Raw genomic sequence first — 26,321 nt, 5'->3', positions numbered from 1 at the left:
ACCGTTGTTGATGATGTCGGTGTTTGTCATGGCGATTAGGGTACAATTAATACCCTATATGTCAAGCACATTAGGGCATGACATGTACCTTAATTTAGGGTATTTTTTATATCATGTTGAAAGATCAGGAACAATTTGAACGCGAAGAACGCGCAAAGCGCCTCGTCATGGCCCGAAAGAATGCGGGCTTTGCCGGGCCGAAGGCGATCGTCGATCGGTTCGGCTGGAATGCGAATGTCTACAAGGCGCATGAATCCGGCCGCAACGGCTTCGGCATAGCTGACGCGAAGAAGTATGCCCGCGCTTTCAAGGTCAATCTCAACTGGCTGCAGTTCGGCACCGGCAACGCGCTCGATCCGGATGAGCTACCGGTCTCCGTCGCCGATGTGCCGAAGATCTCCTGGGTCAGCGCCGGGCAGCTGAGCGAGCAGGCGCCGATCACAGACTTCTCGGAATTCCCGACGGTCGCCGCACTCGATCTGCCCGATGGCGAATGGATCGCGCTCGAGGTCGAGGGCAATTCGATGAACAAGATCTCGCCGCCGGGCTCGATCATCTTCGTCAATCTGCGCGACAAGCGCCTGGCGCCGAACGCGCTTTATGTCGTTGCCGACGAGACGGGGGCTGCGACCTACAAGCGCTATCGCCCGAACGACGACCCGCCCTTCCAGCCGGCCTCCTACGAGGACGTGCCGCCACCGGAATTCCAGGGCGCCGTCACCATCGTCGGCCGCGTCCGCCGATCGATCATCGAGATGTAGGGATGAGAGCGCAAGGCTCGGAAACAACGCCGCGAATCGATGATATTTCGATAGGGAAAACAAGATGACACTCCCTTCCTCACGCACCGGCCGAACCTGGTTCTATATCGTCACGGCAGCGGTATTGCTCCTGGCGCATAGCGCCGCGCGAGAGATGTACGGCCTGTAGGATTTCGCTCCGAAGCTCGCCGATCCCCAGCCGGGATCACGAGGGGTATCGGGAGGATTCATCCTCTGAAACCAAAAATTGCGGAAGCGCCGGATGCCGTTCGCGCACCACTCGTCACCGCCACGAGGATGGAACGGATGGCCGCGGGGAACATGTCCTTCGGCAGCTTCTCCTCCCATGGACCCTTAAAAATTCGGTGATCCCAGACCTGCTTCGATCACCTCGTCGGTGATTTCGATTTTGTGCGACCGCCTCCTTTTTCTCGTAGCTTCATACTCCAACTTCAGTTCTCACTCCTCTCTCTTCAGCTTAGGAGGAGAAGGTTCCTGAAGGCTGGTGAGGGAGGGTTCCGGCCAAAGCTTCCCCCTACCCCATGAGCAAAGCCCATGAAGCCGGGAGAGCATTGGCCAAGTCCTGAAGGCCGGAGCCGGGATGGGACACGTGCCAGAGGGGCCATTCGCTTCGCCCTCGTCCTGATTTTCTGACAGCGCACTTAAGGACTTTCGCTTCCCGCGCCGCTGGGCTTCGTCAGCTCGGGAGTTGCACCCGGTCGCCCAATCACTGGCTTCAGACATAGACCTATGATTCGTACCTCGTCAATCTATGGGGTATTTTTTATACCTTTTACGGTTGACGTAATCGGGTATGATATATACCTTTCTCTCACAAGCCGATCAGAGGCGTGAGAGGACAGGCGATGCAGCACATCCGCAATATCGAGACCGAGGAGAGCAGGCGGGATGCCCGCTGGAATGCGGCGCGCACGATGGGCGACTGCCGCGCCTATATGGCGAACGAAGCCCAGCGCATGGGCGCCCTCGGCTTTGCGTTCCTGCACCGCCCCGAACATTCGATCCGCGGCCCGTCCTGGCTGCGCGGCGCTGCCGCAAGCGTCGAGGAGCATTACCGCTATGCCCGCGAGATCATGGGCATCACCGATACCGATCAGCTTTACGCCTGAGGGGAACGGAGATGTCTGCCGCCAGTCCCACACCAGAGCCATCGACCGACAGCCTTCCTGCCGACCGACGGGCCGGAGCAACCGAAAAGACCCGCGCCAAGGCCCGTGTCATCGCCGGGGCGCCCGATCTGCTGACGGCGCTGGTAGAGGCCGAACGCTTTTTCGATGGCAGCGCCGATCACGGCTGCCCGCTTCACCAGAAGATCCTCGCCGCCATCGACACGGTGAAAGGCGGTGCAGCATGAGCGATTGCCTCATCAGAGCCTTTTCCGGCTGCGCCTGCCCACCCGGCGAATGCGCGGAAAAGCCCGTCACCCCGTCGCCGGTCACCTTCGTCTCGTGGCGGATCCAGGCAATCGCCTGCCTCACCTTCGGCTTCCTCGCGGCGATCATCTCGGCCGCCTGGATGGAGACGCAGTTCAAAACCCGGGATCTGCGAAACCAGGAGCATGTGTCATGGAAGTGAGCCATGGCTTTTGCCAACACCGCCGCTCAGGAGCTGAACTTGATGTCGCTCGCCTTCGCCGCGGTAATGAATGCGCGGCGCACCTGCTCCGGCCCGGCGGCATCGTTGAACACGTCGAGCACAAGCCGTTCGGCGGCCTTGGCCGCCGGCGTCTGCTCGGGCCAGTCATTCAGCAATGTGTTGCCGGCCTGAACGACATTATAGACCGTCCTCACCTTGCCATTGATAGTGATCTTCACCGGCTTGAACCTTCGTCGCCTGCTCATGATGCATCCCCCTCACGCTGGAAATACGCGACTCAACGAATCACCGCCGGACTCGTTCCGGTTGAGATGATTCTTTGTTCGCCAGCCGGGCGCCGAGCCCGATGTCCTCCGCCTGCATGACAGAGCAGGGCTCGGATGCGTGCGAGAATGCAGCAGATGAAGCCCGAACCAGGAGGCAAAACAATGGACCTTCAGAGTCTGGTCGCCGCGCATATGCCAAACCGCCGCCGCCCGACGCAGATGGGCGCCGCGGCCGAGGACCGATACTACCGAAATCAGATCACCCTGCCGCGCCTGAGCCTCCGGCTGCTCGGGCTGATCGCAACAACCGCCGGCGTGACGCTGCTTCTGGCCGGCGTCATCAACGCATGAGGTGCCGTCATGCTCCGACAGACCGATCATGCTATGCTGCGATCCGTTGTAGGGGACCGCGCGATGGACGACAGCGAGGCTGACCGGGCGGCTATTATGGCAGTGATCCGCGCCGAAACCGAGGCCTGGCTGCAGCGCGATGCGCTGGCGAGCCACTGGATGCAGTCGCCGCAGACCCGGCGGATGGAATATTTCGCCTCGCTGGGCGTCCGGGTGGACGAAGGCTGGGACCCGATCGCCGCGCGGATCAAGAAGATCGTCGAGCGATTCCCGGAGAAACACGCCTTTTCGGAGCGCGTCCGCTGGGAAAAGGTCAACATCGTCGTCGACGGCAACATGGCCTGGATGACCTTCGATCAGATCGGCAGCGACACCGGCGAGGATCGCAAGCGCCAGCTGCGGATCCTCCACCGGATCGACGGCGCCTGGAAGATCGGCTGCATGGTGATGATGGAGAGCAGCGTCGAGGAGGCGAACTGCCCGCTGATCGAGGTCGACGCAGACGCGAAAATCCTCTGGACGAACCGGCTGGCGCGGGAGCGGATGCATGACCATCCCGGGCTCGCCGCCGCCGCCGGCCGCCTACGTGCCCGGCAGCGCGAACGCGACCCTGCGCTGCGCGAGGCGGTGCGCATGGCGTTCCGCGAGCTGCAGAGCCAGAGACCGCTGAACATCGCGCCGAAGCAGGCCTGGGCGGTGGCGCTCGGCGAAGACGCAACGGGGATTCCGCTCCACTGCTGGGTTCTGCTCGAGGACGGCAAGACGCTGGTCTCCTTCGACGACGCCGAGACGCTGGTGCGCCGGATCGCGAGCGCGCGGGAGGTCTTCGGCCTCTCGCCGGCGCAGACCCGGCTTGCTCGCCTGATCGTCGATGGCCACGATCTCGCCGCCGCCGCCGATCTGCTCGGGGTCAGTGTCAACACGTTGCGCACCCAGCTACAGCGCATTTTCGACAAAACCGGCGTACGCAGCCAGGCGGCACTGGTGCGGGCGCTGTTGAGCGCCGGGGCTCCGAGCACATAGCCTCGACCGCCGGCCCTGCGGCATCCCCGCCAACCCAACCTTTCGATCTCGGCCATGATGTGGCGATCAGCTGATACGGTCTTCTCGAACTTGCTCGTCCAGAATTCCGTGTTGGACTTGGGTGTCGTCGCTACCTTGCATCCGCACCGATCTGAACCTGATCTAAGCCCGACCCTCCAAGAGAGATCGTGATATGGTTGGAGTCCAATTTGGAGATGGGGCTATGCTGAAAAATCACATAGTTGGATTGGCGGTTGGCGTGCTTATGGTTTTTGCGACCCACGCTGCAGCGACTGCCGATCCGCTTCCCAAAGGTTTTGAGCGCCACAAGTTCAACGGATCGGTCAGACCGGAGGTCAAGGACGGCGTGACCCGGTTTGAGATATTCGACCGTCAGTGTTCCCATGTCGACTATGGAGATGGACGCGGCGAAAATGATTGTCGCAATGGCAACGTCCGCTCAACGATCCGCTATACGCGAGACATGAAGGCTGGCGAAAGCGTCGAATACAAGTTTGATTTCCGGCTCGATCCGACTTTTGCCTACAAGGGCTGGCGCAACAACTCCGCAAATGGCTTTTATCCCGATGGCTGGGACAGCCATTTGCGTTTCGCGTCCTGGGAAGGACCGGCAATCCACAATTTCATCTACATGCTGAAAGCCGACACGCGCAACGGCGTGAACTTTCTCGCCCGCCAGTGCCAAAAACCGGAAGACTTCGGCAAATGGGCGACATTCTCGCTGAAAATCCGATGGGCAAACGATGAGAGCGGATGGGTTACGGCAAGCTGCGACAACAAGGTGATCTATGCCGCCGAAGGCGAAGCAAGCAACCAGGCTCCGCATTGCTGGGAATCGAACGAGTGCGAGCCGCAATCAAACCGCGACCCAAAATCATTCAACTTCATTCTCGGCCCGGTGATGATGGGTTGGGGCAATGACTGGAAGAACTATGACCATCATACGTCCCAGTTTGACGTGGTGCAGCCGGATGGTATCGGCATCGATGTCCGCAATGTCAGTGTGACCCGCGGTGTCAGCGACTATTCCGCCGAACAAGCCGTTTTGCTCAAGAGGTTGCAGCAGCAACTGGCTCATTTGGGCTGCAAGCCGGGGAATGTCGAGGGCAAGCCTGACAAGGCAACCCGGCAAGCCGCGCTCTCCTGCCGCAAGTTCGAGAGCGGTTCGCTTCCCCAAGCGCTCAACCTCACGACACTGCAAGCCTTCGCTGACGCCTATGCCAAGCCGGAGACCGCCAGCCTGCCTTCAGGCAACGCCGCGGCTGGTACCGAAAACGTTTCGTCAAAACCGAGGACCTATATCAAGCTGGGCGAAATGCTCGCCCTGACGACAGGCAAAGACACCAAGGTGAATTCCGACTTCTTTGGCAAGATCAAAGGCGCCAAGAAGGGGCAGAACGAACTGGACTTCATCATACTGGGTCAGTTCGACTACACCGACAAGACTTTCAGCCAGCTGTCATTTGTTCTGCAAGACAAGCTCTCCAAGGCCGAAGTGAATGCGGCGGCCAAGTGCGGCTATGGGACGATCAGATTTCCAGACGGCACAGATCATGTGGAGATCGGCATGCAACGTTCAGGAAACACGTTCTCGTCCCCGCCAAGAACTGACTGCTTGATTCAAGCGCTCGGCAAACGACCGGCATCGCAGGTGCCCTACCTCACCAAGGGGTTTGCCGATCTGGCGAAATCAATGGTTTCCGACGGCGGTTGGAAGAAACTGAGGCATGACGGTTTGAAGATATTCGTTAAACGTGTTGCGGATGGTGAAATCACAGTCGGCGGCTGAGACCGCAGCACAGCGCCGCACGTTCCATCGGCCGCGGCTTCTTCTCCACCGCGTTCCGGTCGGAGTCATTCACACCCGCTCATGTCGAACGGATGATGCCGACGAGATAGAGCGATCCTGTCACGAGAACCCATGCGCCCGATTCCGTGGCGCCCGCCAGTGCTTCTTGATAGGCCTCAAGCGGGTCCAGCATGACGATGCTCAGCAGCCCGAGGGTGTCTGCAATCGTCTTCAACTGTTCCGGCGAAAGCGATCTGGCGCCCACGGTGGTGAAGATGATCGATATATCGTGGTGCGTCATCGTCGACAGCAAGCCAGCTGCGTCCTTGTCGTCCGCGATTGACATGACGGCAATGCAGGGAGCGCGGTATTTTTCTTCCTGCCGGAGGTCACTCAGAACCGCAGCAAGGTTGAAGGGAACATGCGCTCCGTCCAGCACCACATTGACCTTGGCATTCTCGCCGTGGCTGGTGTCGACGGCGAGTTTTTCGAGCCGTCCCGGCAGGCGGGCAGCTTCGATCGTTGAGGGATCGAGGAGTTGTTCTCCCAGAGCATTTCCGTTTTCTCCGAATCACGGAAATGCTCTATCTCTTTGTTTTCACGCAATTCCGGACGCAAAACCGCTGCGCACTTTTGCTGGAATTGCTCTAGAGGCTCAGACATCGCGCTGGCGCCCTTTGTCATCACGCCCATTTTCCCGAGTTCATCCAGAACCGCTCCCGCCAGGGCAACATTCCGCTGCTCGATCGTTGCACCGGCCGGCACGGTGGGGCGTCGCACGGCACAGCCGAGTTCTTCTGCACGGGCGGATACGACAGCACCCGCCTCGTCCGCCTCCGGCAGGAGTGTGACGACCGCCGCGCCGCGCTTTATGATTCCTGCCTTTTCGAAGGCAATGGCTGCGCGGGTTTTGCCGAGGATTTCGGTGTGCTCAAGATCGATATTGGTGATAACCGCGACATCGCTTTGAACGATATTGGTCGAGTCCCATCGCCCTCCAAGACCGGTTTCGAGAACGGCCCATTCTACCCCTTCCAAGCTGAAGATCAGCAAGGCCGAAACCGTCAGAATATCGAACCAGGTCGCTCTCTGCCCGTCCGTCGCCTCCCGCCTTGCGTCTTTGAACGCCGAGAGCGCTGCCCCGAGCGCGTCCGCCAGGCGCTCCTCGCCGACCGGACGGCCGTGAATGCTAACCCGCTCGGTGATGTGCATGACATGCGGCGAGGCATATCGCCCGACAGCGAACCCCGCCCGCGCAAGACCCGCTTCGATCAGGGCGCAAGTCGAGCCTTTGCCCTTGGTGCCGGCCACATGGACGATACGGAAGCTGTTCTGGGGATCGCCAAGCCGACGAGCGAGATCGCGCATCGGCTCCAAATCGACCCGCATATCGCCGCGCGGCCGGCGTTCCCAATTCGTGAGTTGATCAAGTTCGGCTAGAGAATTCGAAAGCCGTTCACTTTCGATGTGGGACGACATGGGGCACCTTCTCAAAAATGATCCAGATGCCCAGGCGAGCGGCCAAATTCCCACGCTCCCCGGTGGTATCCACCTTCATCGCCAGTCACGCAGGCATCGATGCTAGCATAGATGATTCCGAAATCCAGAGTGGCGCTCGTTTGAAGCGCAAATTGCGCTTGGGGCAGCTGGATGGAGACACAGCTCAAAACCTGGGATCTGCCCGAACTTGGTTCGTGCGATGCCGATGCACCTAGCTTCCGCCAGCCGCGCCTCGGTTATAACTTTCCTGCAGAAAAATTATAACCGAGAGGAAGGATGGGTTTTCGGTCGGTTGATTCTAAAGCGCCGCTGCACCCTTGGAAATTTCCCCTCTTGATTCCGTCGGCGTCCATGTCTAATTTGACCATATATGGTCATTTAAGACAGGAGGCCGCAATGTCGACGATCAGCGTCGCAGAGGCAAAGGCCGGTTTCGCCGGTCTGGTCGATGAAGCGGCAAGCGGGGAATTCGTGACGATCACGCGGCACGGAAAGCCCGCTGCCGTGCTTGTGTCCGTCGAAGCGGCCGAGGCGGCGAAAAGGGCTTTGAAGAAGCCGCGGCCGAATTTCGGGGATTTCCTGTTGACGTTTCCCGGCGGGGGCGAGCTGGAGCGGAACCCTTCGAAAATGCGGGATATCGATCTGTGACCGCCTACCTTCTCGATACGAACATCATTTCGAAGTTCGCGCCGGGCAAGGCGCCGCCGTCCGATCCGGTGCGGGCATGGTTTCATGAGCAGGGCGAAGCCGATAGCCTGTTTCTGTCGGCTCTATCAGTCGCGGAGATCGAGAAGGGAATGCGGAGCCTTCACCGTCGCGGCGGGATCGAGCGGGCAAAGCGCCTTTCAGCATGGCTGGACGTCATCACCGAGAGTTTCGGCGATCGGATATTGCCGATGGATACCGTTGTCGCACGCATCGTCGGCGCCCTCAAAGACGAAGCCGAAAGCCAGGGCCGCCATCCTGGCCTGGGCGATCTCATCATCGCGGCGACCGCACGAGCCTATGACCTCACCGTCATCACGGAAAACCTGCGGCATTTCCCGCCGCTCGCAATGACCGGCGCGAGGTAATTGACGTTCACGAACAATGATGGGCATTGGATTTAATTAGAGACAGGGAGCGAACTGAATGTCCGACGAATTACTGAGACAACTGATTGCTGGGCAACAGAAAATTGAGAGACTGCTCAATCAGCTAGTCACGATTGCCATTTTATTTTTTGTGCTGACGGTCATCATGCCGACCGTTACGCCAATTATGAAGCATTACGGTTGGTATAACACGCTTGGATGGCCAGAATAGCGGCAACTGGCAATCGTATTCCGCAAATCACCACCAGGGGAAGTCGGTTCGGGAGTGAAACCCCTTATTGTGCAAGGGGTCAGACTGGTCGGAGTGGAGTGATCGAACACTCGCTTCCCACGTCCCAAACAACGATAATAATCTCAAAAGCCCTGCATTGCCGGGCTTTTTCGCGTTCGAACGTGACGCTAAAACACGTTCTGTTCCGCCCAATCGTTGCCACTCATTGCCGTATCGCAACCGAACCGCATTGGCGCCGTCCCGCCGCGCTCAGTTAGCCGGAGCGCTCGTCAACCCAGTGATGCGTGCCACGTCGACCGTCGTTTAATACCAGCGTCCCCGGCCGTACCAGCCGCCGCCGCCTAGCAAAAGAAGTATCACAACGATGATGAGAAGGGTTGTGAGATCCATGTGCGTTCTCCCGGGAGGACCATCACCATCTCGTTTGCGCCTGCCAGGCGTTGCTCATGGTGGGACTCCCTCGCATATAACGGCGCTGGCCGCGGTTGGTTCCATTCGATGGCCCCTACCCGGCCGGCGCCGACCAAAAAGCCTGCTTGAATTCCCTGGAGACGCCGGAGAAGACCTATGGCCATCACCACCCGGATCACCAAGCCAACGTTGGCGCGGCGTTCACTACGGGGAGAGTTGGTCGCAAGAGATGATCAATCGTTGCCGTAATCATTGCCCGGCAAAAATCGACATAGCAGCGACACAAACGAAAAACCCCGCCGGAGCGGGGTTTCTAGCTGGTCGGAGTGGAGTGATTCGAACACTCGACCCCCACGTCCCGAACGTGGTGCGCTACCAGACTGCGCTACACTCCGTGACCAGCGGCGCTTCTATAGAACAGCCTATCTGGTTGCACAAGCACCAAATTCCAAAAAGCCGGCGGATTTTTTGACGGGGTTGTGACAGGTCGGGAGGTCAGCGGCTGCAGCAAAAAGCCACACCTCTCGCAAATCGAACGGAAGTCTCAAAGGAGCAATTTTCTTTTGCCAGGTTCCGCGCTAAAGGGCAGACGGGACAGGCGAAACCGCTCGCGAGGGTGGCTTCGCAACCATGCGCTTGAGATCAGGGACGACACGATGAATTTCCGCACCATGACCGCGGCCGGGCTTGCAATTGCGCTTGCCGGATGCACGACCATACCTTCCGCCGGCAATCCGATCGAGGCCCGCTGGGTCGGCAAATCGGCCGGCATCTTCTTTGCCGCCTATGGGCCGCCGATCAGCGACAGCGAGCAAGGCTCGACCACCGTCTATACCTGGCGCGGCGGCTACAAGACCGTGCGCATTCCGGCGAAATATGCCGAAGGCGCCGACGGCAAGCGCGGCAAGCAGATCGCGTCCGCCCGCACCGCCTATCTGCGCTGCCAGGCCGAAATCACCACCAGCTCCGACTACACCATCCGCGACATCCGCACCGTCGCCGACATCCCCGGCGTCGACGGTCCGTCCTATTGCGCAGAGTTTTTGGCGCCGGAACAGAAGTAACGGACGGTTTGTCTGAGATGCGGGGCCGATGCTGTCCGGTTTGTGCCGGGCGCTGCCCCTCACCCTAGCCCTCTCCCCGTAAACGGGGCGAGGGGACGTGCCAAACGCGGCGTCGAGGTTGGGGAAAGCCGGCGCGGCATGTCCCTTCTCCCCGCCTGCGGGGAGAAGGTGGTGGCAGCCGGATGAGGGGCAGTTCGCGATCTCATAGGCGCCGATGATTACGCCGCCTGCTCCCCCTGCACCGCAGCTTCCGCCAGCTTGCGCGCCGCGACGAAATCGACCTTGCCGGAGCCGAGTACCGGCACCTTGCCGATAGTGACCTCGGCCGGCACCATCATGTCCATGGCGCCCCTGGATTTGGCGAAGGCGAGGAATTCGGCGCGGGTGGCGGTGGGGGCGTCGGTGAGCAGCACCAGGCGCTCGCCCTTCTTGGCGTCGGGCAGCGAGGAGACGACCGACAGCGCGCCCGGCCAGAGTTCGGCGGCCAGCGTCTCAACGGCGGCGAGCGAGATCATTTCGCCGGCGATCTTGGCGAAGCGTTTGGCGCGGCCGCGGATCTTGACGAAGCCGTCCTCGTCGATGGTGACGATGTCGCCGGTATCGTGCCAGCCGTCGACGAGCGGCTCGAGCACGCCCGGCTTTTCGGCGCGGAGGTAACCCGCCATGACATTGGCGCCGCGCACATGCAGCCGGCCGCCCTCATCGATGCCGGGCACCGGTTCGAGCTTCCATTCCATGCCCGGCAGGATTTTGCCGACCGTGCCCGACTTGTTGTACATCGGCGTGTTGATCGAAATGACCGGCGCAGTCTCGGTGACGCCGTAGCCTTCCAAGATGCGCAGGCCGAATTTTTCCATATAGGTCTGGCGGGTCGAGGCCTTCACCGGCTCGGCGCCGGAGAAGATATAGCGGATCGAGCGGAAGTCGTAGGGATGCGCCGTCCTGCTGTAACCGTTGAGGAAGGTATCGGTGCCGAAGATGATCGTGGCGTTGGAGACATAGATCAGCTCCGGCACGATGCGGTAATGCAGCGGCGACGGATAGAAATAGACCGGCACGCCCGAGATCAGCGGCAGCACGGTGCCGGCCGTCAGCCCGAAGGAATGGAACACCGGCAGGATGTTGAACACCTTGTCGCCGCTGTGGAAATCGATGCGGGCGGCGGCCTGGGCGGCATTGGAGAGGATATTGCGGTGGGTCAGCACCACGCCCTTCGGCGTGCCCTCGGAGCCCGAGGTGAAGAGGATGACGGCCGGATCATCCGGCTGGCGCTTCACCAGCGGCCGCGCCTTGCGGAGAAGCCCAAGGATCTTGTCCTTGAGTGAGATTTCGGCCCTGCGATCATCGAGCCAGACGATCTTCACCTGCTTTTCCATCTCCTCGATGACAGCGCCGAGCTTCGCCTGGGTGACGAAGGCGCGCGAGGTCAGCACATGTTTGACTTCGGCGGCCTTGCAGGCGGAAAGGATATTGGCGGCACCAGCGGTGAAGTTCAGCATCGCCGGCACCTTGCCCGCGCTCATCACGCCGAGAAGCGTGGCGGCGGCGCCATTGGCATTCGGCAGCATGACGCCGAGGTTCTGCTCCGGGAAGCGGGCGCGGAATTTGGCGCCGAGCACGGCAGCCCCGGTCAGGAGCTTGCCATAGGTCAGCCGGCCGGTGACCGGATCTTCGACGGCAAGCTTGCCCATGCCGAATTCATGGCCGGCCTGGATGACGCGGTCCAGAACGGTCGACGAGGTATCGGCGGTCTGGAACAGCAGGTTCGACATCACCTGATAGAGGGCGGCACCTGCCGCCGTGCGGCGCTTGCGGCCTTTCAGCTCCGGCGGCACTTCCAGTTTTACCGGCTCGAGAATGGTGACCTTGACCTTGGGGAACAGCCGGCGGCGGATCTTGCCGTTGTCGAGATAGGAGAGATAGCTCTTCTCCAGCCCGTCGAACTTCACCGGCACGACCATCGAGCCTGTCTTGTCGGCGACCATGGCGGCGCCATCATAGACCTTCATCAACGTGCCGGTCACCGTCAGGCGGCCCTCGGGGAAAATGCCGATCGGGTTGCCCTCCTGCACCACCTTGATCAGCGAACGCGTCGCCATCGGCTTTGTCGGGTCAAGCGGCAGGAATTTGCACATCTTCAGGAAGGGCCGCACCCACCAGGCCTGGGCGATCTTGTAATCGACGGCAAAGGTGGGCTCTTCCTCGGTGATGGCAAGCGCCAGCGCACCATCGAGCAGGCTGACATGGTTGAGCGCAATGATCGGCGCGCGGCCGGCCTTCTTGATATTTTCGAGACCTTCGACCTCGAGGCGCATGAAGGCGCGGAACATGATCGAGATGAAATCGCGGAAGGGATTGGTCGGCAGCGTCTTCAGCATCAGCCAGGCGACGGCGAAATTGATGATGCCGAGGCCGATCAGGATCTCAGGAATGGAGGCGCCGAGCGCCTGGACGGCGGCAACCAGGCCGAGGCCGACGGTGATGAACAGCGCCGACAGCACATTGGCGGCGCCGATGACGCGGGCGCGGCGGTCCTCATGCGCCCAGGTCTGCAGGGCGGCGAAGGTCGGCACGGCGATGAAGGCGCCTGCTATCGCCATGCCGGCGAGATCGATGGCGACGCGGATGGTATTCTGACCGGCAAAGAAGGTGGCGATCGTCGTTGCATGGCTCACCGAAGCCAAGCCCCAGAGGTTCCAGGCGAGATCGAGGCTGAAGAGGCCGAGCAGCGCCGTGCCGACAGGGGCCGGCAGCAGCACGATGCGGCCGGAGGACATCCAGGCGGCAATCGCCGAGCCGACGGCAACGGCGATGGCAAAGACGGTGAGATAGGCCGGCACGACGAGCTCGGAGCCGCCGAGCAGCTCGGTCACCATGGTCGGCAGGATGGAGAGGACGAAGGCGCCGACCAGCCAGAACCAGCAGTTCATCAGCGCCGAACGCCACAGGCGTTTATCGGCGCGGATTTCCATGACGAGGGTGTAGCTGGAGCGGATGACATTGCGATCGATTTCCAGATCCGGCGCCTTGGAGCCGGTGGGCGGGATCATCCGGCTGGCCAGCCAGCAGAGCACCGAAAGCCCCATCATCATCGTGCCGAAGATCAGCACATTGTCGCCGCCGGAGAAGGCGAATGCGGCGATGATCGTGCCGGCGAGGATGGCGATGAAGGTGCCGCCCTCGATCCAGGCATTGGCCTTCGGCAGATCACGGCGCTCGAGATGATCGGGCAGGATGCCGTATTTGATCGGCCCGAAAAGTGCTGAGACGATGCCGAAGCCGAACAGCGCCGCCATCAGCACGAAGATGGAAGAGAAGGCCAGACCGACCACGGCAAGGGCGGCGACCGCGATCTCGCAGCGTTTCAGCAGCTCGGCGATTTTCGCCTTGTCGTGCTTGTCGGCCAGTTCGCCGCCGAGCGCCGAGAGCAGCAGGAAGGGCACGATGAGGATGACGCCGGCAAGCGTCACCAGGGCGGCACCTTCACTGGCCGACATCTTGAAGAGAATGAGGAACACCAGCGTGTTCTTGAGGAAATTGTCGTTGAAGGCCGTCAGGAACTGGGTCCAGAACAGCGGCGCGAATTTCCTGGAGGTCATCAGATTGTGTTGCACGGGCTCGTCCCTCTTTCGACTGGCAGAGAAGGCCACAGAGTTGTTACGCAAAAGTTGAATGCGGTAACAACTCTGCGCTGTGGTTAACCAAGATCAATCTTCATCGTTACGATTGAACTTGACCAGGAGTTTCTCGGTGCGGGCATCCTCGACCTTGCGGATCAGCTTCTCGGATTCGGCATTGTCGCGCAGCGTCTTGGTGATATTCACCGTGGTCTGCACCAGCATCAGAATGCCCATGGCGAGATAGCCTTTGCCCCAGAGATCGAGCGGCATCATGTAGAGGCCAAGCGCCAGCATGAAGGCGGCCGAGCCGAAGGAGATGTAGGAGAAGCTGACCCAGCTTGCGGAATGTTTCTGGAAACTGTCGTTCATTGTCTTAATCCCTATGGTTGGATGGATGCGATTTCAGGCAGCAGGCGTGATGCGGCTCTTCAGCCGCGCCAGTACATCATCGGCGGATGAGCGCAGCGGCGCGCCGAAGCCGGCATTGGCAAGCTTCTCGATGATGCCGGCGGGGCGGATGGCGCCTTCCATGTCCTTCAGGGCTGCGGCCGTCAGTTCATTCTGGCTCTGGCGCAGGCGAAGCCGCGCCAGGGTCTCCTCGGCATCGTCGAGCGTCGCAAAACCAGGACCGGCGACGACAACATCAAGCTTCTGCGCCTCCTGCGTGGCACGCGCCAGCCGCTCGCCGCGCTGCAGCTCCTGCAGCCGAGCCTCGGAGGCGCGGACGATGCCCTTCAGCTTGTCGATCGCGCTGGTGAACTGGCTCTGCGCCTTCTCGGACGCATCGCGCTCGGCTTCGAGATAGGCGATCGCCTCGGCCGCCTCGCGAGCCAGGCCCTCATTGCCCTTGGTGAGTGCCGCGGAAGCGCGAACTTCGAGATCGGCGATGCGGGCAACGATCGTTGCGTGCTGCCCCTTCTCCTGTTCGTTCTGGGCGATGGCGACCGCGACACTGCGGCGGGCCGACTGGATCGATTGGGCGGCATCGCGGATCTGCTGGGAAAGCAGCGGCACGGCGTGGCAGTCGGCCAAAGCCTGCTCGGCATCATGCGCCCTGCCCCGCAACAAAATGGAAATCAGTTTGAACATTTCCTTCCTCCGGTTTATGAACGTTGTTCACGATAGGTGTTATGCCAGAATCATGAACGTCGTTCAAGATAAATTTTGAACGACGTTCAAACAATCGAAGTGGAATGGTGAATGGCCGGTAGGCGAGAAGAAAAACGCGAAGACCTGAAGGCCCGGCTGATCGAGGCGGCACGCGAGCGGATCGCCAGAGACGGGCTGGCAAATCTCAGGGCCCGCGACATCACCCAGGATGCCGGCTGCGCGCTTGGCGGCCTCTACACGGTCTTTTCAGACCTCGCCGAGCTCGTCATCCACGTCAACTCCGCGACGCTGAAGGCGCTGGAGGCGAGGCTCACCCTTGATAAAGCCAAGGACCGGCCGCCGACCGACCGGCTGCGCAACCTGGCGCAGGGTTACTTGAGCTTCGCCGTCGAGCACCGGAACCTCTGGAAGGCGCTGTTCGAGCACTTCCCGCCGGAATCGAGCCCAACGCCGCAATGGCATCTTAACGAGCACCTCTTCCTGATGGATGTGATCGCCGAACCGCTGGCCGAACTGCAACCCGACATGCCCCCCGAAGACCGCGCCATCCGCGCCCGCACCCTCTTCGGCGCGGTGCATGGCGTCGTCAGCATCAGCCTCGAAGGCCGCTTCGTCGGCTTGCCGCTGGAGCGGCTGGCGCGGGAGGTGGATGAGCTGGTGCAGACGATTGCGGCGGGGGCGGAGCGGCGGCGGGGGTGATGGGGGGTAGTATTTTGGTCCGGGCTCAGGAGATCGGCGAGACCAGCCCCTCATCCGGCTGCCGCCACTGCCAGGGTCGAGCCACACGTCTCGACCCGTCCTTCGGACCCCCGTAAACGGAGCGAAGGGACATGCCGCGCCGGCTTCCTCCATCTCTACCCTCCGTTTGGCACGTCCCCTCTCCCCGTTTTTTTACGGGGAGAGGGTTAGGGTGAGGGGCAGGCATCCGCACGGAGGGCCAGCCGTAAATCCTCACGCTGGGAGGACAGACCTGCGAAGCGCCACCATCCATATTACCGAGCGGGAAAATTCATAAGGCTCAACCCTGCTCCACATCCCGAAATATCCCGATCGGTAAATTCCCATGGATCCTCACCTGGGAGCACGGGAACCCATCTCCCAACTCCTCCGTTGAGCAACCCAATGAAAGCTGCTTGACTGACGCCCTCCACGCCGCCGCGAAAGGACACCCCATGAGCCGTATTTTCATCACCGGTTCCTCCGATGGCCTCGGCCTTGCCGCCGCCCGCACTCTGATGAAGGAGGGCCATGACGTCGTGCTGCATGCCCGCTCCCGGGAGCGCGCCTCCGCCATCTCAGAGATTTCAGCTGCGACGCTTGGGCTTGTCATCGGCGATCTCGCCAGCACCACGGAAACGCGATCGATTGCCGAGCAGGTCAACGCCATCGGCCGCATGGACGCCGTCATCCACAATGCCGGCATCTACCTCGAGAGGAGCCGCGGCGAAACGCCGGAAGGCCACGCCAAGACGCTGGCGGTGAATGTGCTTGCCCCCTATCTGCTCACCGCCTGGATCACGCGCCCCGATCGCCTGGTCTATCTCACCAGCGGCATGCACCGCAGCGGCAGCAGCGCCCTTGACGATATCGACTGGAAGAAGCGGCCGTGGAACGCCAGCCAGGCCTACTCGGAAAGCAAGCTCTATATCGCGACCCTCGCCGCCGCTGTCGCCCGCCATTGGCCCAATGTTCTCAGCAATGCGGTGGAGCCCGGCTGGGTGCCGACAAAGATGGGCGGCGCCGGCGCGCCCGATGACCTCGAAATGGGGCACCTCACCCAGACATGGCTTGCGGCCAGCGATACGGGAGCCGCCAAGGTCAGCGGCGGGTATTGGTATCATCGGCAGCAGCGGGAGGCGGCGGCGGAGATGACTGATGTTGGGTTTCAGGATGCGTTGGTGGGGAGGCTGGCGGAGTTGACTGGCGTCCAGCTGTTTGCGGATGGCAGTTAAGAACCCAAGGTCGATTGAACGGGCGTTCCGCATTTCGAGTGCATTGCACTCGGCCCACGCTGCCGCCTCTCCGCCGTCAGGTCGGCGCGGGCGTCCTCATCGTCACTTGGCTGTGGCCTTGATGCCGCGTCTACGTCGATGGGTCAAGGGATTCGCTCACTCGCGCCAGCTCTTCTGCTGTTTCATCAACACTGGGAATAGAACGCGCATATTGCGCTAGTGGCTGTCGGAACGCCCCTTCCAGCTTGCGTATGTGCTCCGACAACCAATTGAGCATTTCCGGCCAGTTGTCGGCCTCGAAGCCATCGAATGGATGGGAATAGGAAATCCGGCTCTGTTTCCTCTCGTCGAGCCGAGACCAGCTCATCTCCCCACCGAATCTAGCCTCGATTGCAGACCTGTCAGCTTCGAGCCGATCGAAAAGCCACTTGTTCTCGTCACGATCAGGGCGCGCAAGGTTGACTTCGACGCGAACTTCGCCGCGGGCAAAAGCCATCGTAAAAGGACACCCTCTTACGCCAGAGCCAGCATTGAGCCAATGATCACGACTAGGATTAACATTGGCAAAGAGGGTAATGCCATCCGCGCGTAATCGCTCCAACGCACGAGCCCAGAACCGAAGCCGCAACTGATGCCGACGCGCCTGTACACCCTGCGCATTTGTCTCCTCCACCTCCTTCGAAGAGATGCCGATCATGTAATCGGCAGCCTCCGGCGTTGGGATGATCTGCTGCAGGTCAATGAATAACTCGTCGCCGAAGCTGTAGGGCACGACGCGAAAGCACTGGGCACGAATGCCACGACTGAGTAGCCACAGCACTGTTGCCGTCACCTCGCGCCGAAAATTGGCAGCGATGAACATCATGCGCTGCCCGTTGCCCGGATTCAGCACCGTCTCTTGAAGCTCTTCCACCTCGATGAATTCGCAGATGCGTTCGACCGCCGAGCCACCCCCGCAATAACGGTCGAGATACTGCTGGTAGATCTCGACAATCTGTTGCTTGTTGAGCCCCGACACATAGGCGGTGTATTTCAGTGCCTGCCAAGTCACGTCGCGGCCTGAGTCATCAAGCTTGTTCTCGATGACGACGAGGTTGCCCGCCTTGTCGAGCGCAAGAAGGTCCAGCCGCTCACGCGTCTCGTCGAACCCGTCAAACTCTTTCTGGATGATGAGCAGCTCTTCGCCAAGTGCATCTGGCTGGTGCACAAGCCATTCCTGCAGATGATCCCGCTCGCGCAATGCAAGCTCACCGAAACGTCTTTGCGCAAGGCGCGCGATTCTATTTTCGGTTCTATCAACACGAAACATTAGGCCACACTCGCAGGCCTACCGGCCACTACCTTTTTGACGGGCATGCTCCCACCTCGCGGTTATTCAACTTCCCGATGCGTCTTCAGTAGCACGGCGTGATGCCGTAGTGTCAAACCCGATTCGGAAGATGAGAAGGACCACGCAGGACATCTTCGCAGAATGGACGATAGCGAATGAGCTCGATGTTTCGAGCACTGTTTCACCGCATGCTCATCATAGCGCGCCGCGGCGACTGGCATAGAGGTCAGGTCAGCGGCGGGTCATCTCGTTTTCCACCCACTCTGCGTATTCCTTCAACTGCTCGAATAGAGATTCCGCATCGGATAGCAGCATGAAACGGCCGCCGTATTGGGCTAAGTCTTTGTTGCCGAGAATGCGAGTTAGCCTGGTCTCCTGAGATTTTGGCAGTCGATTTCCCAATGCGTCTCGCAAAGTCTTGATGACCGCTGCATGATCGTTTTGATTGATCTTATTCGCGAAGGTTGCCGTGAGTGCATCCGTATAGGCGATTGCCGCGTTGACCACAGTCGCAGCAATCGGATTTCCGAGTGTTCCTGCTTGAGCACTGCTGATTTGCAATTTAGCCGATTCCAGAAATCCCCTGGCGATTATCAAGCGATTTGCACCATGGCGAGCGTCGGAGGGTTTCGAAGGGCCACTTCTGGTCAACGTAATCTTCACATCGTTATTGATTCAGGACGAGGTCCAAGAACTACCAGTCCTTCGTTTAGAAACGCTTTCCACAAGGGATCGTCGCTTTGGCGCAATCGTTTCAGGTCAGTGATAGACAGGGTGTTGATCGATGGCGCAAAGGATAACTCTTTTCCTTTGGCTGCTAGAAAATCGATGCTTCCGTTTTGTATCGTTTCGATGTCTGGCGCATCAGTTATGAACGCCACATCCAAATCGCTTGAGGCGTTGTCTTCCCCCCTCGCTACGCTCCCAAATACCCATGCCGCCACAACTTTGTCCCCGAAGAGGGAGGCGCATTCTTTCACTGCGGCAAGGATATCGGCAAAACGGCTTTCCTCCGTCTCGAACAGGGCTTGCACCGGGATAGAGAATGGTGAGCCTCGATTGAGACTAAAAAGACGGGCATATCCGGTTCCAATCTCTGTAACGATTTGAAAACTTGTGAGGGTTGCCAACGAGGCGAGTATGGGAGGGCGGGATATCTTGGTTCGGCTTATGAGATTGCCAACACTCAATTGCCCGCCGTGAAGCGATAATTCCCGCATCACCCGCACATTCGCTTCGGTCCCAAAAATTGTTGAAAGCGGGAAGCGCAGAGCGCTTTCTGGTTTTGGTCGCGCCATGAAGGCCTCGCATAGATATCTATATAATTATAATTATATCTATATAACAATAAAGATATAAATACAATCCTATGGTTATCTATAGAATGTTACCATAGGCGACAACAGCGCCGCCTCATAAAGGCGCAAAGATTAGGAATAAAAGCGTGATGTCCTTCCCGAGAGAGGGGTGACAGTTCATACCGGAGACATGGGTTACACTTTTTGCCTTTGCGAGGAGAGCGAAGGTGCCTTGGCAGGAGTGCAACCGCATGGACGAGCGTCTCAAATTCGTTGCGCGGGTTCTGGATGGCGAGAAGATAGCGGCGCTGTGCCGCGAATTCGGCATCTCCCGCAAGACCGGTCACAAGATCATCAGCCGCTATAACGACAGCGGTCTGGAAGGACTGACAGATCGATCGCGACGGCCTTACCGGCACGCCAATCAGCTTCCTTTCCAAATCGAGAAGCTGATTGTGCGGACCAAGCAGGACAAGCCCAACTGGGGCGCACCAAAGATCAGGGAGCGGCTGGCGCGGCTATATCCGGATGTTCACACACCGGCGATCTCAACCGTGCATGCCGTCCTCGACCGCAACGGCCTGGTCAAGCACGGTAGGCGGCGGCGCAACAGGGCTGAAGGAACAGCCCTCTCCAATCCAGGGCTGCCCAACGACCTGTGGTGCGCCGATTACAAAGGCGAGTTCATGCTTGCCGATAAGCGCTATTGCTACCCATTGACGATCACCGACTTCGCCAGCCGCTATCTTTTGGCCTGCGAAGCGTTGCACACGACCAAGGAAGTCTACGCCTTTACCGTTTTCGAACGCGTCTTCAAGGAGTTCGGCCTGCCCAAGGCGATCAGAACCGACAACGGAGTGCCTTTCGCCAGCCCCAACGGACTGTTCAATCTGTCGCGGCTCGCCGTCTGGTGGCTCAGGCTCGGTATCGACATCGAGCGCATCAAGCCCGGCCATCCGCAGCAGAACGGCCGCCACGAGCGCATGCATCTGACACTGAAACTTGAGACAACCAAGCCGGCCGGAGACAATTTCCTGCAGCAGCAAGCCCGCTTCGACGACTTCGTCGAGGAGTTCAACACCGAGCGGCCCCACCAGGCGCTCAACATGGCCTGCCCGGCAGAATGCTACGACGCTTCACCGCGCGCCTACCGCGGCCTACCCGATCTCGACTACCCGCTCCACGACCAGACAGTCACCGTCACAACATGCGGACGCATCTGCTACAAGCGGAAGAAGATCAATCTCAGTCTGGTCTTCGCCGGTCAGGCCGTCGGCATCAAACAGGTCGAAGACCATATCTGGCTTACAAGCTTTATGGATTACGATCTGGGATACTTCGATGATGAGACATGCAGGCTTGAACCTTTGCCGAACCCTTTCGGTCCAAAAGTGTTACCTATGTCTCAGGAATAAACCGTAACCTATGTGTCCAGAACGGACCCCGGAAATGCTTGGCTGGGGCGCCTGGATTCGAACCAGGGATGACGGTACCAAAAACCGTTGCCTTACCGCTTGGCGACGCCCCACCAGAGCTTGAGCGGAAACCGCCTGCTCAAATCGACGCCTGATTAGCAAAGCTCTTCGCCTGTCACAATGACTAAGTTTAACCCGGCGCAGATTTATGCGCTGCGCAGCACCCGTCGTCGTGCTAGGAAGTGGCGACGTCATTGGCCCGAGATCATTCCTTCATGGACAGTCCCGCATTCGACCTCGCTTTCGAGCCGGCCTATGGGCAGGCCGTGCCGGTTGTTTCAGGTGTCGAGCGGGTTACAGTGAACAATCCCGGGCCTTTCACCTTTTTCGGCACCAACAGCTATATCGTCGGCTCTTCCTCCGTCGCGGTCATCGATCCCGGGCCGGAGGACGAGGCGCATTATCAAGCGCTGATGGCAGCTCTTGCCGGGCGCGCGGTGACGCATATCTTCGTCAGCCACACGCATCGCGACCACTCGCCGCTGGCCAAGCGCCTGCAGGCGGCAACAGGGGCGGTGACGGTGGGGCAAGGGCCGCACCGGCCGGCGCGGCCGCTGCGCGAGGGCGAGATCAATCCCTTCTCCGAAAGCTCGGATCTATCATTCGTGCCCGATATTGCGCTCGGTGACGGTCAGACCCTATCGGGCGATGGCTGGGCGCTGACGGCGGTGCTGACGCCGGGGCATACGGCCAATCATGCCGCCTTCGCGCTTGCGGGCCGTGACATCCTATTCTCGGGCGATCACGTCATGGCCTGGTCGACCTCGATCGTCGCGCCGCCGGATGGTTCGATGGCGGATTACATGGCCTCGCTCGACCGGCTGATTGAACGCGACGACCGGCTGCTGCTTCCCGGCCATGGCGGGCCGGTGACGGAACCCTCGAGCTTCCTCAAGGCGCTGAAGGCGCATCGCCTCAGGCGCGAGCAGGCGGTGCTGGCGCGTGTCCGGGCGGGCGATGAGCGGATAACCGAGATGGTCAAGGTGATCTATCGCGATACCGATCCGAAGCTGCACGGGGCGGCCGCCCTTTCCGTGCTCGCCCATATCGAGGATCTTTTGGAGCGCGGCGAGATTGCGGCGGATGGGCCGCCAACGCTTGCCGCCACCTACCGGCCGGCGCCAAGGTCATGAGGATGGGGACATGACGATGACGCCGCAAGCCGATTACAGCTATCGCAACGACCCCGATGTGCCCGCCTTTACCGATGACCGGCCGCTGATCATCTTCGATGGCGAATGCGTGTTCTGCTCCGGCTGGGTGAAATTCGCGCTGAAACATGACAAGCGGCAGCGATACCGTTTCCTCGCGGCGCAGACGCCGCTCGGCGAAGCGCTCTACCGGCATTACGGGCTGCACGCGCGCGACTACGAGACCAATATCCTGATCGAAAACGGCCGCGCCTTCTTCAAATCCGACGGCTCGATCCGCATGGTGGCGGGCCTCGGCTTTCCCTATTCGCTGATCAAGCTGTTCCGGCTGCTGCCGCGGCGGGCGGCCAATGCGCTCTATGAATTCATCGCCCGCAACCGGCTGAAGATTGCCGGGCGGCAAAGCTGCATGGTGCCGACGCCCGAGCAGCGAAGCCGCTTCATCACATGAGCGACGACCGGTTTTCGCTGCTCATCATCGGTGGCTACGGCACTTTCGGCGGGCGGCTTGCCCGGCTGCTTGGCGATGAACCGCGGCTCAGGCTGCTGGTTGCCGGGCGCTCGCTTGAAAAGGCTGACGATTTCGTTGCAGATCTCCGGACGCCGAAAGATGGAGCCGAGGGCCTGGGAAGCAACAATCTCGGCGCGATGGTGCAGGCAGTCAGCTTCGACCGAGACGGCGATCTCACCGAACAGCTGACGCGGCTGAGGCCTCATCTCGTCGTCGATGCCTCGGGGCCGTTCCAGACCTTCGGGAAGGATGCCTATAAGGTGGTCGAGGCCTGCATCGGCCTCGACATCGATTATGCCGATATCGCCGACAGCACCGGCTTCGTCGCCGGCATCGGTGGGCTCGATGCTGCGGCCAGGGCCCAGGGCACCTTCGCGCTGTCAGGGCTCAGCAGCCTTCCCGCCCTCTCCTTCGCAGCGCTCGATGCGATGGCGCCGCATTTCTCCCGGATCGAAACGGTCTCGGCCGGCATTGCCCCGTCGGCGCATGTGCGCATCGGGCTCAATGTCGTGAGAGCGATCGCCACCTATGCCGGCAGACAAGTCACGGTGCTGCGCGATGGGCGGCCGGCCTCCGGGCGCGGGCTGATTGATGCGATGCGGGTGACAGTGGCGCCGCCGGGTGTGGCGCCGCTGCGCAGCCGAAAATTCCTGCTGGTGGATGCGCCGGATCTGGCACTGCTGCCGCAGCACCTTGCCGATCTCAAATCCAGCTTCACCGGTGTCGGCACGGAGCCGCAGCCGCTGCAGCACTTGCTCAGCCTTGCGGCCAGGCTCGTCCGCCTAACGCTCCTGCCGTCGCTGCTGCCGTTTGCGCGGCTGCTGCAGCGCGCCAGCCACGCTTTCGCGATCGGCGAACATCGCGGCGGCATGTTCGTTCGTGTGGGCGGCCTCGATCACGCGGGACAGCGGCTGTCCTGCGGCTGGCATCTGATTGCCGAAGGTGATGACGGGCCGTTCATTCCCATCATCGGCGTGGACGCGCTGGTGCGCCGGCTGCTGACCGGCACGCGGCCGGAGAATGGCGCGCGGCCGGCGGCGGGGGAATTGCAGCTTGCGGATTTCGAAGCGGCCTTCCGGCGGTTTTCGATCACATCCGGCATCCGGATGGAGTGCGAGGAAGCACCCCTGCCTCTCTACCGCAGGATTCTCGGCAGCGCCTGGGAGCGGCTGCCGCCCGCCCTCGCCGCTCTGCATGCCGGCGGCGCGCGCGTCGCCTCCGGCCGGGCGCGGATCGAGCGCGGCGGCGGGCTGCTGGCGAGAATCGTCGCTGGGGTGATCGGCTTTCCCAAGGCGGGCGAGGATGTGCCGGTGACGGTGCGTTTCGTTGCCGATGGCGACAAGGAGATCTGGACGCGTGATTTCGGCGGCACGGTCTTCCGCAGCTGGCAGGCCGAGGGAAAGGGCCGCGACCGGCATCTGCTCGCCGAGGTCTTCGGGCCGTTCCGGGTGCTGATGGCGCTGGTGCCGGATGGGGAGAAGCTGCGGCTCGTGGTGCGCAGCTGGCGGTTTTTCGGGATTCCGCTGCCGATGTTTCTGGCGCCGGGTGGCGATACGTATGAGGAGGAGCGCGATGGGCGGTTCCACTTCCACGTGGAGATTGGTGGGCGGCTGACGGGGTTGGTGGTGCGGTATACGGGGTGGTTGGTGGTGGAGTGAGTGGGTCTCTGCCTTCGCGCGGATGGCAAATGCGCTGTTCGGTTTGCGCGGATGCCTGCCCCTCACCCTAACCCTCTCCCCGTAAAAACGGGGAGAGGGGACGTGCCAAACGAGAGATGGGCGAGGAACGGAGAGGTTGCGGCGATTCCCCTTCGCCCCGTTTACGGGGAGAAGGTGCCGGCAGCCGGATGAGGGGCTGGTCTCGGCGGTCTCCTCGGCCGCGGACCTCGCTTCCCACAGCAGCCCCCTCTCCTCCTTTGATGCGGTGTAAGTGCGCCGAGTTTGCCGCACCCTCTCCCGGCCCTTCGCTTGGGCTCAGGGCGTTCGCCGCTACAATCGATTCACTGGATCGATTGCTGGCGCGTTGCGCCATCGCGGCTCACCCACTGCAATCGATTCACTGGATCGATTGCTGCCGCCGTTGGCGGCACCGCGGCTCACCCACCCGCAATCCCCAAGAGTTCGGCATCCAGCGCCTTCAGATAATCGCCGGCGATTTCGGCGCTGAAGCCGAGGTCGTGTTGGCCGTAGCGGGAGGCGACTCGGATGTCGACGAAGGTGGTCTCGGCCTCTTCGCGGAGGCGAATGATGATATCGAAGCGCAGGCCGAGGATCAGCGTGCGGGTGGTGCCCTGCAGCGTCACGCCGTTGGCGCCGCGGATCAGCTTGGCGACATCGTCGTCATAGGGGCGCGGCGTCGGCACGGGGACGATATCGGGCGCATCGGCCACCGCATCATCGCTCGCCGGCGGCGGCTTGACCGGCTTATCCTCGGGATCGCGGCCGGGCTCGGTGTCGCCACTGCTCTTGGTGATGGTAATGCCGCTCATCTTGGCGACCTTGCGCACCGCTTCGAGCACGCGGTCGAGCGCGCCCTCATAGCGCCGGCCGGTAAGTTCGGGATAGGCGGCGAGCTGCTTTTCACGATCCTCCGGCGTCACATCAACGTTGCGCTTCAGCCAGATCTGGTCGGAGTGCGGCGGCGATAGCCAGTCCGGCACCGAGACCGGATCGGTTGATATGTCGTAGATATCAGGCAGCGTCAGATACTTCTCGGTGGCATAGGCGCCAAGCCCCAGCGGAAAGGCGGCGTAAATCAGCGCCGCCAGCGCCGCCAGCCCGCCATCGGCCCCGGTCATCCAGAGGCTGCGCAGCCCGACTGCGGCGAGCATGGCGGAAAGCAGCGCGCCGCCGGCGGCGGCAATCAGCAGCAGCACCAGATAGGGTGTGGCTAGGCCGCCGAAGCGGTGGGCGATCATCACCGCCAGCGCCAGCACCAGGGAAAACGCCCCGAGCAGCCGCGAAAAGCGGGCGGCGTTGGAAACGGGACGGTCGAAGCGGATGGCCATCAAACTTACCGGTTGCTCGTCAGCGCCCGCGCGTTCGACCACGCAAATCGCCTCAACCCTGTTTAGAGCATGATGCCGAAAAGTGTGAAGCGGTTTTCGGACGACATCATGCTCTATTCTTTGATTTAGATCCGGATTCAGATTTTAGGCCGGCCCGGCCTAAAATCATCCGGATCTGGGGCAAGATTCGGCTAAATTGAAACTATTGTCTGAAGCAATGCGTTGGAATCCACGGCGAAGGCCATGACGAACCGGCGGTTGCTTCATAAGCCCTTGCTGATATGTCAAAAAAAGGTCATTCTGCCGGGGTTTTATCTCCAGATGTAGAGGAGAGACGGGATGATTTCACCCGAGATTGCAGCAAGGCCGCAGGCGTCTGCGCTTGGCGGGATCGACCATCAGTCCGAGCCGATGCTGCCGATGGAGCTGCTCGAGCTCGAACTTTCGCTCGAAGGTTATGCCGGCGGCGATGCCGGCTTCTGCGAGGCAGTGCGCCAGGCGGCGGCACGCTCCGGCGGCGAACTGCTGTTCGACCTTCCGGCCGGAGGCCTCGTCCAGGATTGCCGGCGCATTGCCGTGCTGCGCATTCCGGACGACGGCCAGGACATGCGCGTCGTGCTGGCGCTGCTCGACGGTCACGGCACCGAGATCCGCATGCAGGCACCGGATGAAGAGACCGCGCCCCTGGTGCGTTTCGCCGATGCCTTCATCGAATTGCTGGAGCGGATCTAGTTCTAG

The 26,321-nt window shown here is 61.0% G+C and carries 28 protein-coding genes, 2 tRNA genes and 1 riboswitch; of the genes, 18 read left to right on the top strand and 12 right to left on the bottom strand.

The window, feature by feature from the left end; translation table 11 throughout:
• The first annotated feature begins 113 nt into the window (after positions 1-113).
• The 4 genes from CUJ84_RS03765 to CUJ84_RS03745 all read left to right on the top strand — a co-directional run bounded on the left by CUJ84_RS03765 (position 114) and on the right by CUJ84_RS03745 (position 2,357).
• The gene (locus tag CUJ84_RS03765; RefSeq protein ID WP_017993243.1) at positions 114-761 is read left to right on the top strand and encodes a S24 family peptidase; all 648 of its coding nucleotides are present in this window, start codon (positions 114-116) and stop codon (positions 759-761) included.
• Between the two features lie 866 nt (positions 762-1,627).
• A complete protein-coding gene (locus tag CUJ84_RS03755; RefSeq protein ID WP_105005232.1) occupies positions 1,628-1,891 on the top strand; it encodes a hypothetical protein in 264 nt (87 codons plus the stop codon).
• Between the two features lie 11 nt (positions 1,892-1,902).
• On the top strand, positions 1,903-2,136 hold the full coding sequence (locus CUJ84_RS03750; protein WP_105005231.1) for a hypothetical protein: 234 nt from the start codon (positions 1,903-1,905) through the stop codon (positions 2,134-2,136).
• Complete coding sequence (locus CUJ84_RS03745; protein WP_105005230.1) at positions 2,133-2,357, top strand: hypothetical protein; 225 nt, start codon at positions 2,133-2,135, stop codon at positions 2,355-2,357. The genes CUJ84_RS03750 and CUJ84_RS03745 overlap by 4 nt, the downstream gene beginning before the upstream one ends.
• 26 nt (positions 2,358-2,383) lie before the next feature.
• Here CUJ84_RS03745 and CUJ84_RS03740 read toward each other — a convergent pair whose 3' ends face one another.
• Positions 2,384-2,623 carry a DUF982 domain-containing protein gene (locus tag CUJ84_RS03740; RefSeq protein ID WP_018069182.1) on the bottom strand — a complete coding sequence of 80 codons (240 nt, stop codon included), beginning with the start codon at positions 2,621-2,623 and terminating at the stop codon, positions 2,384-2,386.
• 183 nt (positions 2,624-2,806) lie between these two features.
• Between CUJ84_RS03740 and CUJ84_RS03735 the strand changes: the two genes are divergently transcribed.
• From CUJ84_RS03735 to CUJ84_RS03725, 3 genes are all read left to right on the top strand, one after another.
• The gene (locus tag CUJ84_RS03735) at positions 2,807-2,995 is read left to right on the top strand and encodes a hypothetical protein (RefSeq protein ID WP_105005229.1); all 189 of its coding nucleotides are present in this window, start codon (positions 2,807-2,809) and stop codon (positions 2,993-2,995) included.
• Between the two features lie 9 nt (positions 2,996-3,004).
• Positions 3,005-4,018, top strand: coding sequence for a helix-turn-helix domain-containing protein (locus CUJ84_RS03730; RefSeq protein ID WP_105005228.1), 1,014 nt, complete (start codon positions 3,005-3,007; stop codon positions 4,016-4,018).
• A 223-nt stretch (positions 4,019-4,241) separates the two neighbouring features.
• Positions 4,242-5,828: a hypothetical protein gene (locus CUJ84_RS03725; protein WP_105005227.1), complete on the top strand. Its 1,587-nt coding sequence runs from the start codon at positions 4,242-4,244 to the stop codon at positions 5,826-5,828.
• A gap of 79 nt (positions 5,829-5,907) precedes the next feature.
• Here the strand turns inward: CUJ84_RS03725 and CUJ84_RS38625 are convergent, their stop codons facing one another.
• Positions 5,908-6,267, bottom strand: a complete 360-nt coding sequence (locus CUJ84_RS38625; protein WP_432444902.1) for a glutamate ligase domain-containing protein — start codon at positions 6,265-6,267, stop codon at positions 5,908-5,910.
• A complete protein-coding gene (locus tag CUJ84_RS03720) occupies positions 6,222-7,307 on the bottom strand; it encodes a bifunctional folylpolyglutamate synthase/dihydrofolate synthase (protein ID WP_245457518.1) in 1,086 nt (361 codons plus the stop codon). The genes CUJ84_RS38625 and CUJ84_RS03720 overlap by 46 nt, the downstream gene beginning before the upstream one ends.
• A 21-nt stretch (positions 7,308-7,328) precedes the next feature.
• Positions 7,329-7,406: riboswitch (ZMP/ZTP riboswitch) on the bottom strand.
• Positions 7,407-7,724: 318 nt separating this feature from the next.
• On the opposite strand from CUJ84_RS03720, the gene CUJ84_RS03715 reads away from it, so the two are divergent.
• Genes CUJ84_RS03715 through CUJ84_RS37840 form a run of 3 tightly spaced genes read left to right on the top strand, consistent with a single transcriptional unit; the run spans position 7,725 to position 8,633 of the window.
• Positions 7,725-7,976, top strand: a complete 252-nt coding sequence (locus CUJ84_RS03715; RefSeq protein ID WP_105005226.1) for a type II toxin-antitoxin system Phd/YefM family antitoxin — start codon at positions 7,725-7,727, stop codon at positions 7,974-7,976.
• On the top strand, positions 7,973-8,401 hold the full coding sequence (locus CUJ84_RS03710; protein ID WP_105005225.1) for a type II toxin-antitoxin system VapC family toxin: 429 nt from the start codon (positions 7,973-7,975) through the stop codon (positions 8,399-8,401). Before CUJ84_RS03715 ends, CUJ84_RS03710 begins: the two co-directional genes overlap by 4 nt.
• A gap of 58 nt (positions 8,402-8,459) precedes the next feature.
• A complete protein-coding gene (locus CUJ84_RS37840; RefSeq protein ID WP_158686901.1) occupies positions 8,460-8,633 on the top strand; it encodes a hypothetical protein in 174 nt (57 codons plus the stop codon).
• A 750-nt stretch (positions 8,634-9,383) separates the two neighbouring features.
• Here the strand turns inward: CUJ84_RS37840 and CUJ84_RS03705 are convergent.
• Positions 9,384-9,460: transfer RNA gene (locus CUJ84_RS03705), tRNA-Pro, on the bottom strand.
• Between the two features lie 261 nt (positions 9,461-9,721).
• On the opposite strand from CUJ84_RS03705, the gene CUJ84_RS03700 reads away from it, so the two are divergent.
• Positions 9,722-10,129, top strand: a complete 408-nt coding sequence (locus CUJ84_RS03700) for a hypothetical protein (protein WP_041935634.1) — start codon at positions 9,722-9,724, stop codon at positions 10,127-10,129.
• Positions 10,130-10,347: 218 nt separating this feature from the next.
• Here the strand turns inward: CUJ84_RS03700 and CUJ84_RS03690 are convergent, their stop codons facing one another.
• The 3 genes from CUJ84_RS03690 to CUJ84_RS03680 all read right to left on the bottom strand — a co-directional run bounded on the left by CUJ84_RS03690 (position 10,348) and on the right by CUJ84_RS03680 (position 14,838).
• Positions 10,348-13,743: an acyl-[ACP]--phospholipid O-acyltransferase gene (locus CUJ84_RS03690; RefSeq protein WP_105005224.1), complete on the bottom strand. Its 3,396-nt coding sequence runs from the start codon at positions 13,741-13,743 to the stop codon at positions 10,348-10,350.
• Positions 13,744-13,836: 93 nt separating this feature from the next.
• Positions 13,837-14,118 carry a YiaA/YiaB family inner membrane protein gene (locus tag CUJ84_RS03685; RefSeq protein ID WP_003546080.1) on the bottom strand — a complete coding sequence of 94 codons (282 nt, stop codon included), beginning with the start codon at positions 14,116-14,118 and terminating at the stop codon, positions 13,837-13,839.
• Positions 14,119-14,151: 33 nt separating this feature from the next.
• A complete protein-coding gene (locus CUJ84_RS03680; protein ID WP_105005223.1) occupies positions 14,152-14,838 on the bottom strand; it encodes a PspA/IM30 family protein in 687 nt (228 codons plus the stop codon).
• 111 nt (positions 14,839-14,949) lie between these two features.
• On the opposite strand from CUJ84_RS03680, the gene CUJ84_RS03675 reads away from it, so the two are divergent.
• Together CUJ84_RS03675 and CUJ84_RS03670 are read left to right on the top strand one after the other, a co-directional pair.
• Positions 14,950-15,558: a TetR/AcrR family transcriptional regulator gene (locus CUJ84_RS03675; RefSeq protein ID WP_105005222.1), complete on the top strand. Its 609-nt coding sequence runs from the start codon at positions 14,950-14,952 to the stop codon at positions 15,556-15,558.
• A gap of 473 nt (positions 15,559-16,031) precedes the next feature.
• Positions 16,032-16,811: an SDR family NAD(P)-dependent oxidoreductase gene (locus CUJ84_RS03670; protein WP_105005221.1), complete on the top strand. Its 780-nt coding sequence runs from the start codon at positions 16,032-16,034 to the stop codon at positions 16,809-16,811.
• A gap of 130 nt (positions 16,812-16,941) precedes the next feature.
• Here the strand turns inward: CUJ84_RS03670 and CUJ84_RS03665 are convergent, their stop codons facing one another.
• The 3 genes from CUJ84_RS03665 to CUJ84_RS38620 form a co-directional block, all read right to left on the bottom strand.
• Positions 16,942-18,120, bottom strand: coding sequence for a DUF4268 domain-containing protein (locus tag CUJ84_RS03665; RefSeq protein WP_105005220.1), 1,179 nt, complete (start codon positions 18,118-18,120; stop codon positions 16,942-16,944).
• Positions 18,121-18,372: 252 nt separating this feature from the next.
• Positions 18,373-18,792 (bottom strand): hypothetical protein, encoded by a 420-nt coding sequence (locus CUJ84_RS03660; protein WP_244665954.1) that lies wholly within the window; start codon positions 18,790-18,792, stop codon positions 18,373-18,375.
• An 8-nt stretch (positions 18,793-18,800) separates the two neighbouring features.
• The gene (locus tag CUJ84_RS38620; RefSeq protein ID WP_245457517.1) at positions 18,801-19,439 is read right to left on the bottom strand and encodes a nucleotidyltransferase domain-containing protein; all 639 of its coding nucleotides are present in this window, start codon (positions 19,437-19,439) and stop codon (positions 18,801-18,803) included.
• A gap of 227 nt (positions 19,440-19,666) precedes the next feature.
• Between CUJ84_RS38620 and CUJ84_RS03645 the strand changes: the two genes are divergently transcribed.
• A complete protein-coding gene (locus CUJ84_RS03645) occupies positions 19,667-20,854 on the top strand; it encodes an IS481 family transposase (RefSeq protein ID WP_425349269.1) in 1,188 nt (395 codons plus the stop codon).
• A 39-nt stretch (positions 20,855-20,893) separates the two neighbouring features.
• Here CUJ84_RS03645 and CUJ84_RS03640 read toward each other — a convergent pair.
• A tRNA-Gln gene (locus CUJ84_RS03640) sits at positions 20,894-20,967 on the bottom strand.
• A 162-nt stretch (positions 20,968-21,129) separates the two neighbouring features.
• Between CUJ84_RS03640 and CUJ84_RS03635 the strand changes: the two genes are divergently transcribed.
• Genes CUJ84_RS03635 through CUJ84_RS03625 form a run of 3 tightly spaced genes read left to right on the top strand, consistent with a single transcriptional unit; the run spans position 21,130 to position 24,234 of the window.
• On the top strand, positions 21,130-22,047 hold the full coding sequence (locus tag CUJ84_RS03635) for an MBL fold metallo-hydrolase (RefSeq protein WP_105005218.1): 918 nt from the start codon (positions 21,130-21,132) through the stop codon (positions 22,045-22,047).
• 10 nt (positions 22,048-22,057) lie between these two features.
• A complete protein-coding gene (locus CUJ84_RS03630) occupies positions 22,058-22,516 on the top strand; it encodes a thiol-disulfide oxidoreductase DCC family protein (RefSeq protein ID WP_199788766.1) in 459 nt (152 codons plus the stop codon).
• Positions 22,513-24,234 carry an SDR family oxidoreductase gene (locus tag CUJ84_RS03625; RefSeq protein WP_105005217.1) on the top strand — a complete coding sequence of 574 codons (1,722 nt, stop codon included), beginning with the start codon at positions 22,513-22,515 and terminating at the stop codon, positions 24,232-24,234. Before CUJ84_RS03630 ends, CUJ84_RS03625 begins: the two co-directional genes overlap by 4 nt.
• A gap of 437 nt (positions 24,235-24,671) precedes the next feature.
• Here the strand turns inward: CUJ84_RS03625 and CUJ84_RS03620 are convergent, their stop codons facing one another.
• Positions 24,672-25,583 (bottom strand): DUF1499 domain-containing protein, encoded by a 912-nt coding sequence (locus CUJ84_RS03620; RefSeq protein ID WP_105008078.1) that lies wholly within the window; start codon positions 25,581-25,583, stop codon positions 24,672-24,674.
• 339 nt (positions 25,584-25,922) lie between these two features.
• Here CUJ84_RS03620 and CUJ84_RS03615 point away from each other — a divergent pair, with 339 nt between their 5' ends.
• On the top strand, positions 25,923-26,315 hold the full coding sequence (locus CUJ84_RS03615; protein ID WP_105005216.1) for a hypothetical protein: 393 nt from the start codon (positions 25,923-25,925) through the stop codon (positions 26,313-26,315).
• The last annotated feature ends 6 nt before the right edge of the window (positions 26,316-26,321 follow it).

Source organism: Rhizobium leguminosarum (assembly GCF_002953715.1).
Taxonomy (GTDB): Bacteria; Pseudomonadota; Alphaproteobacteria; order Rhizobiales; family Rhizobiaceae; genus Rhizobium; species Rhizobium leguminosarum_V.
This window is presented reverse-complemented; position numbering and strand designations above follow the sequence as displayed.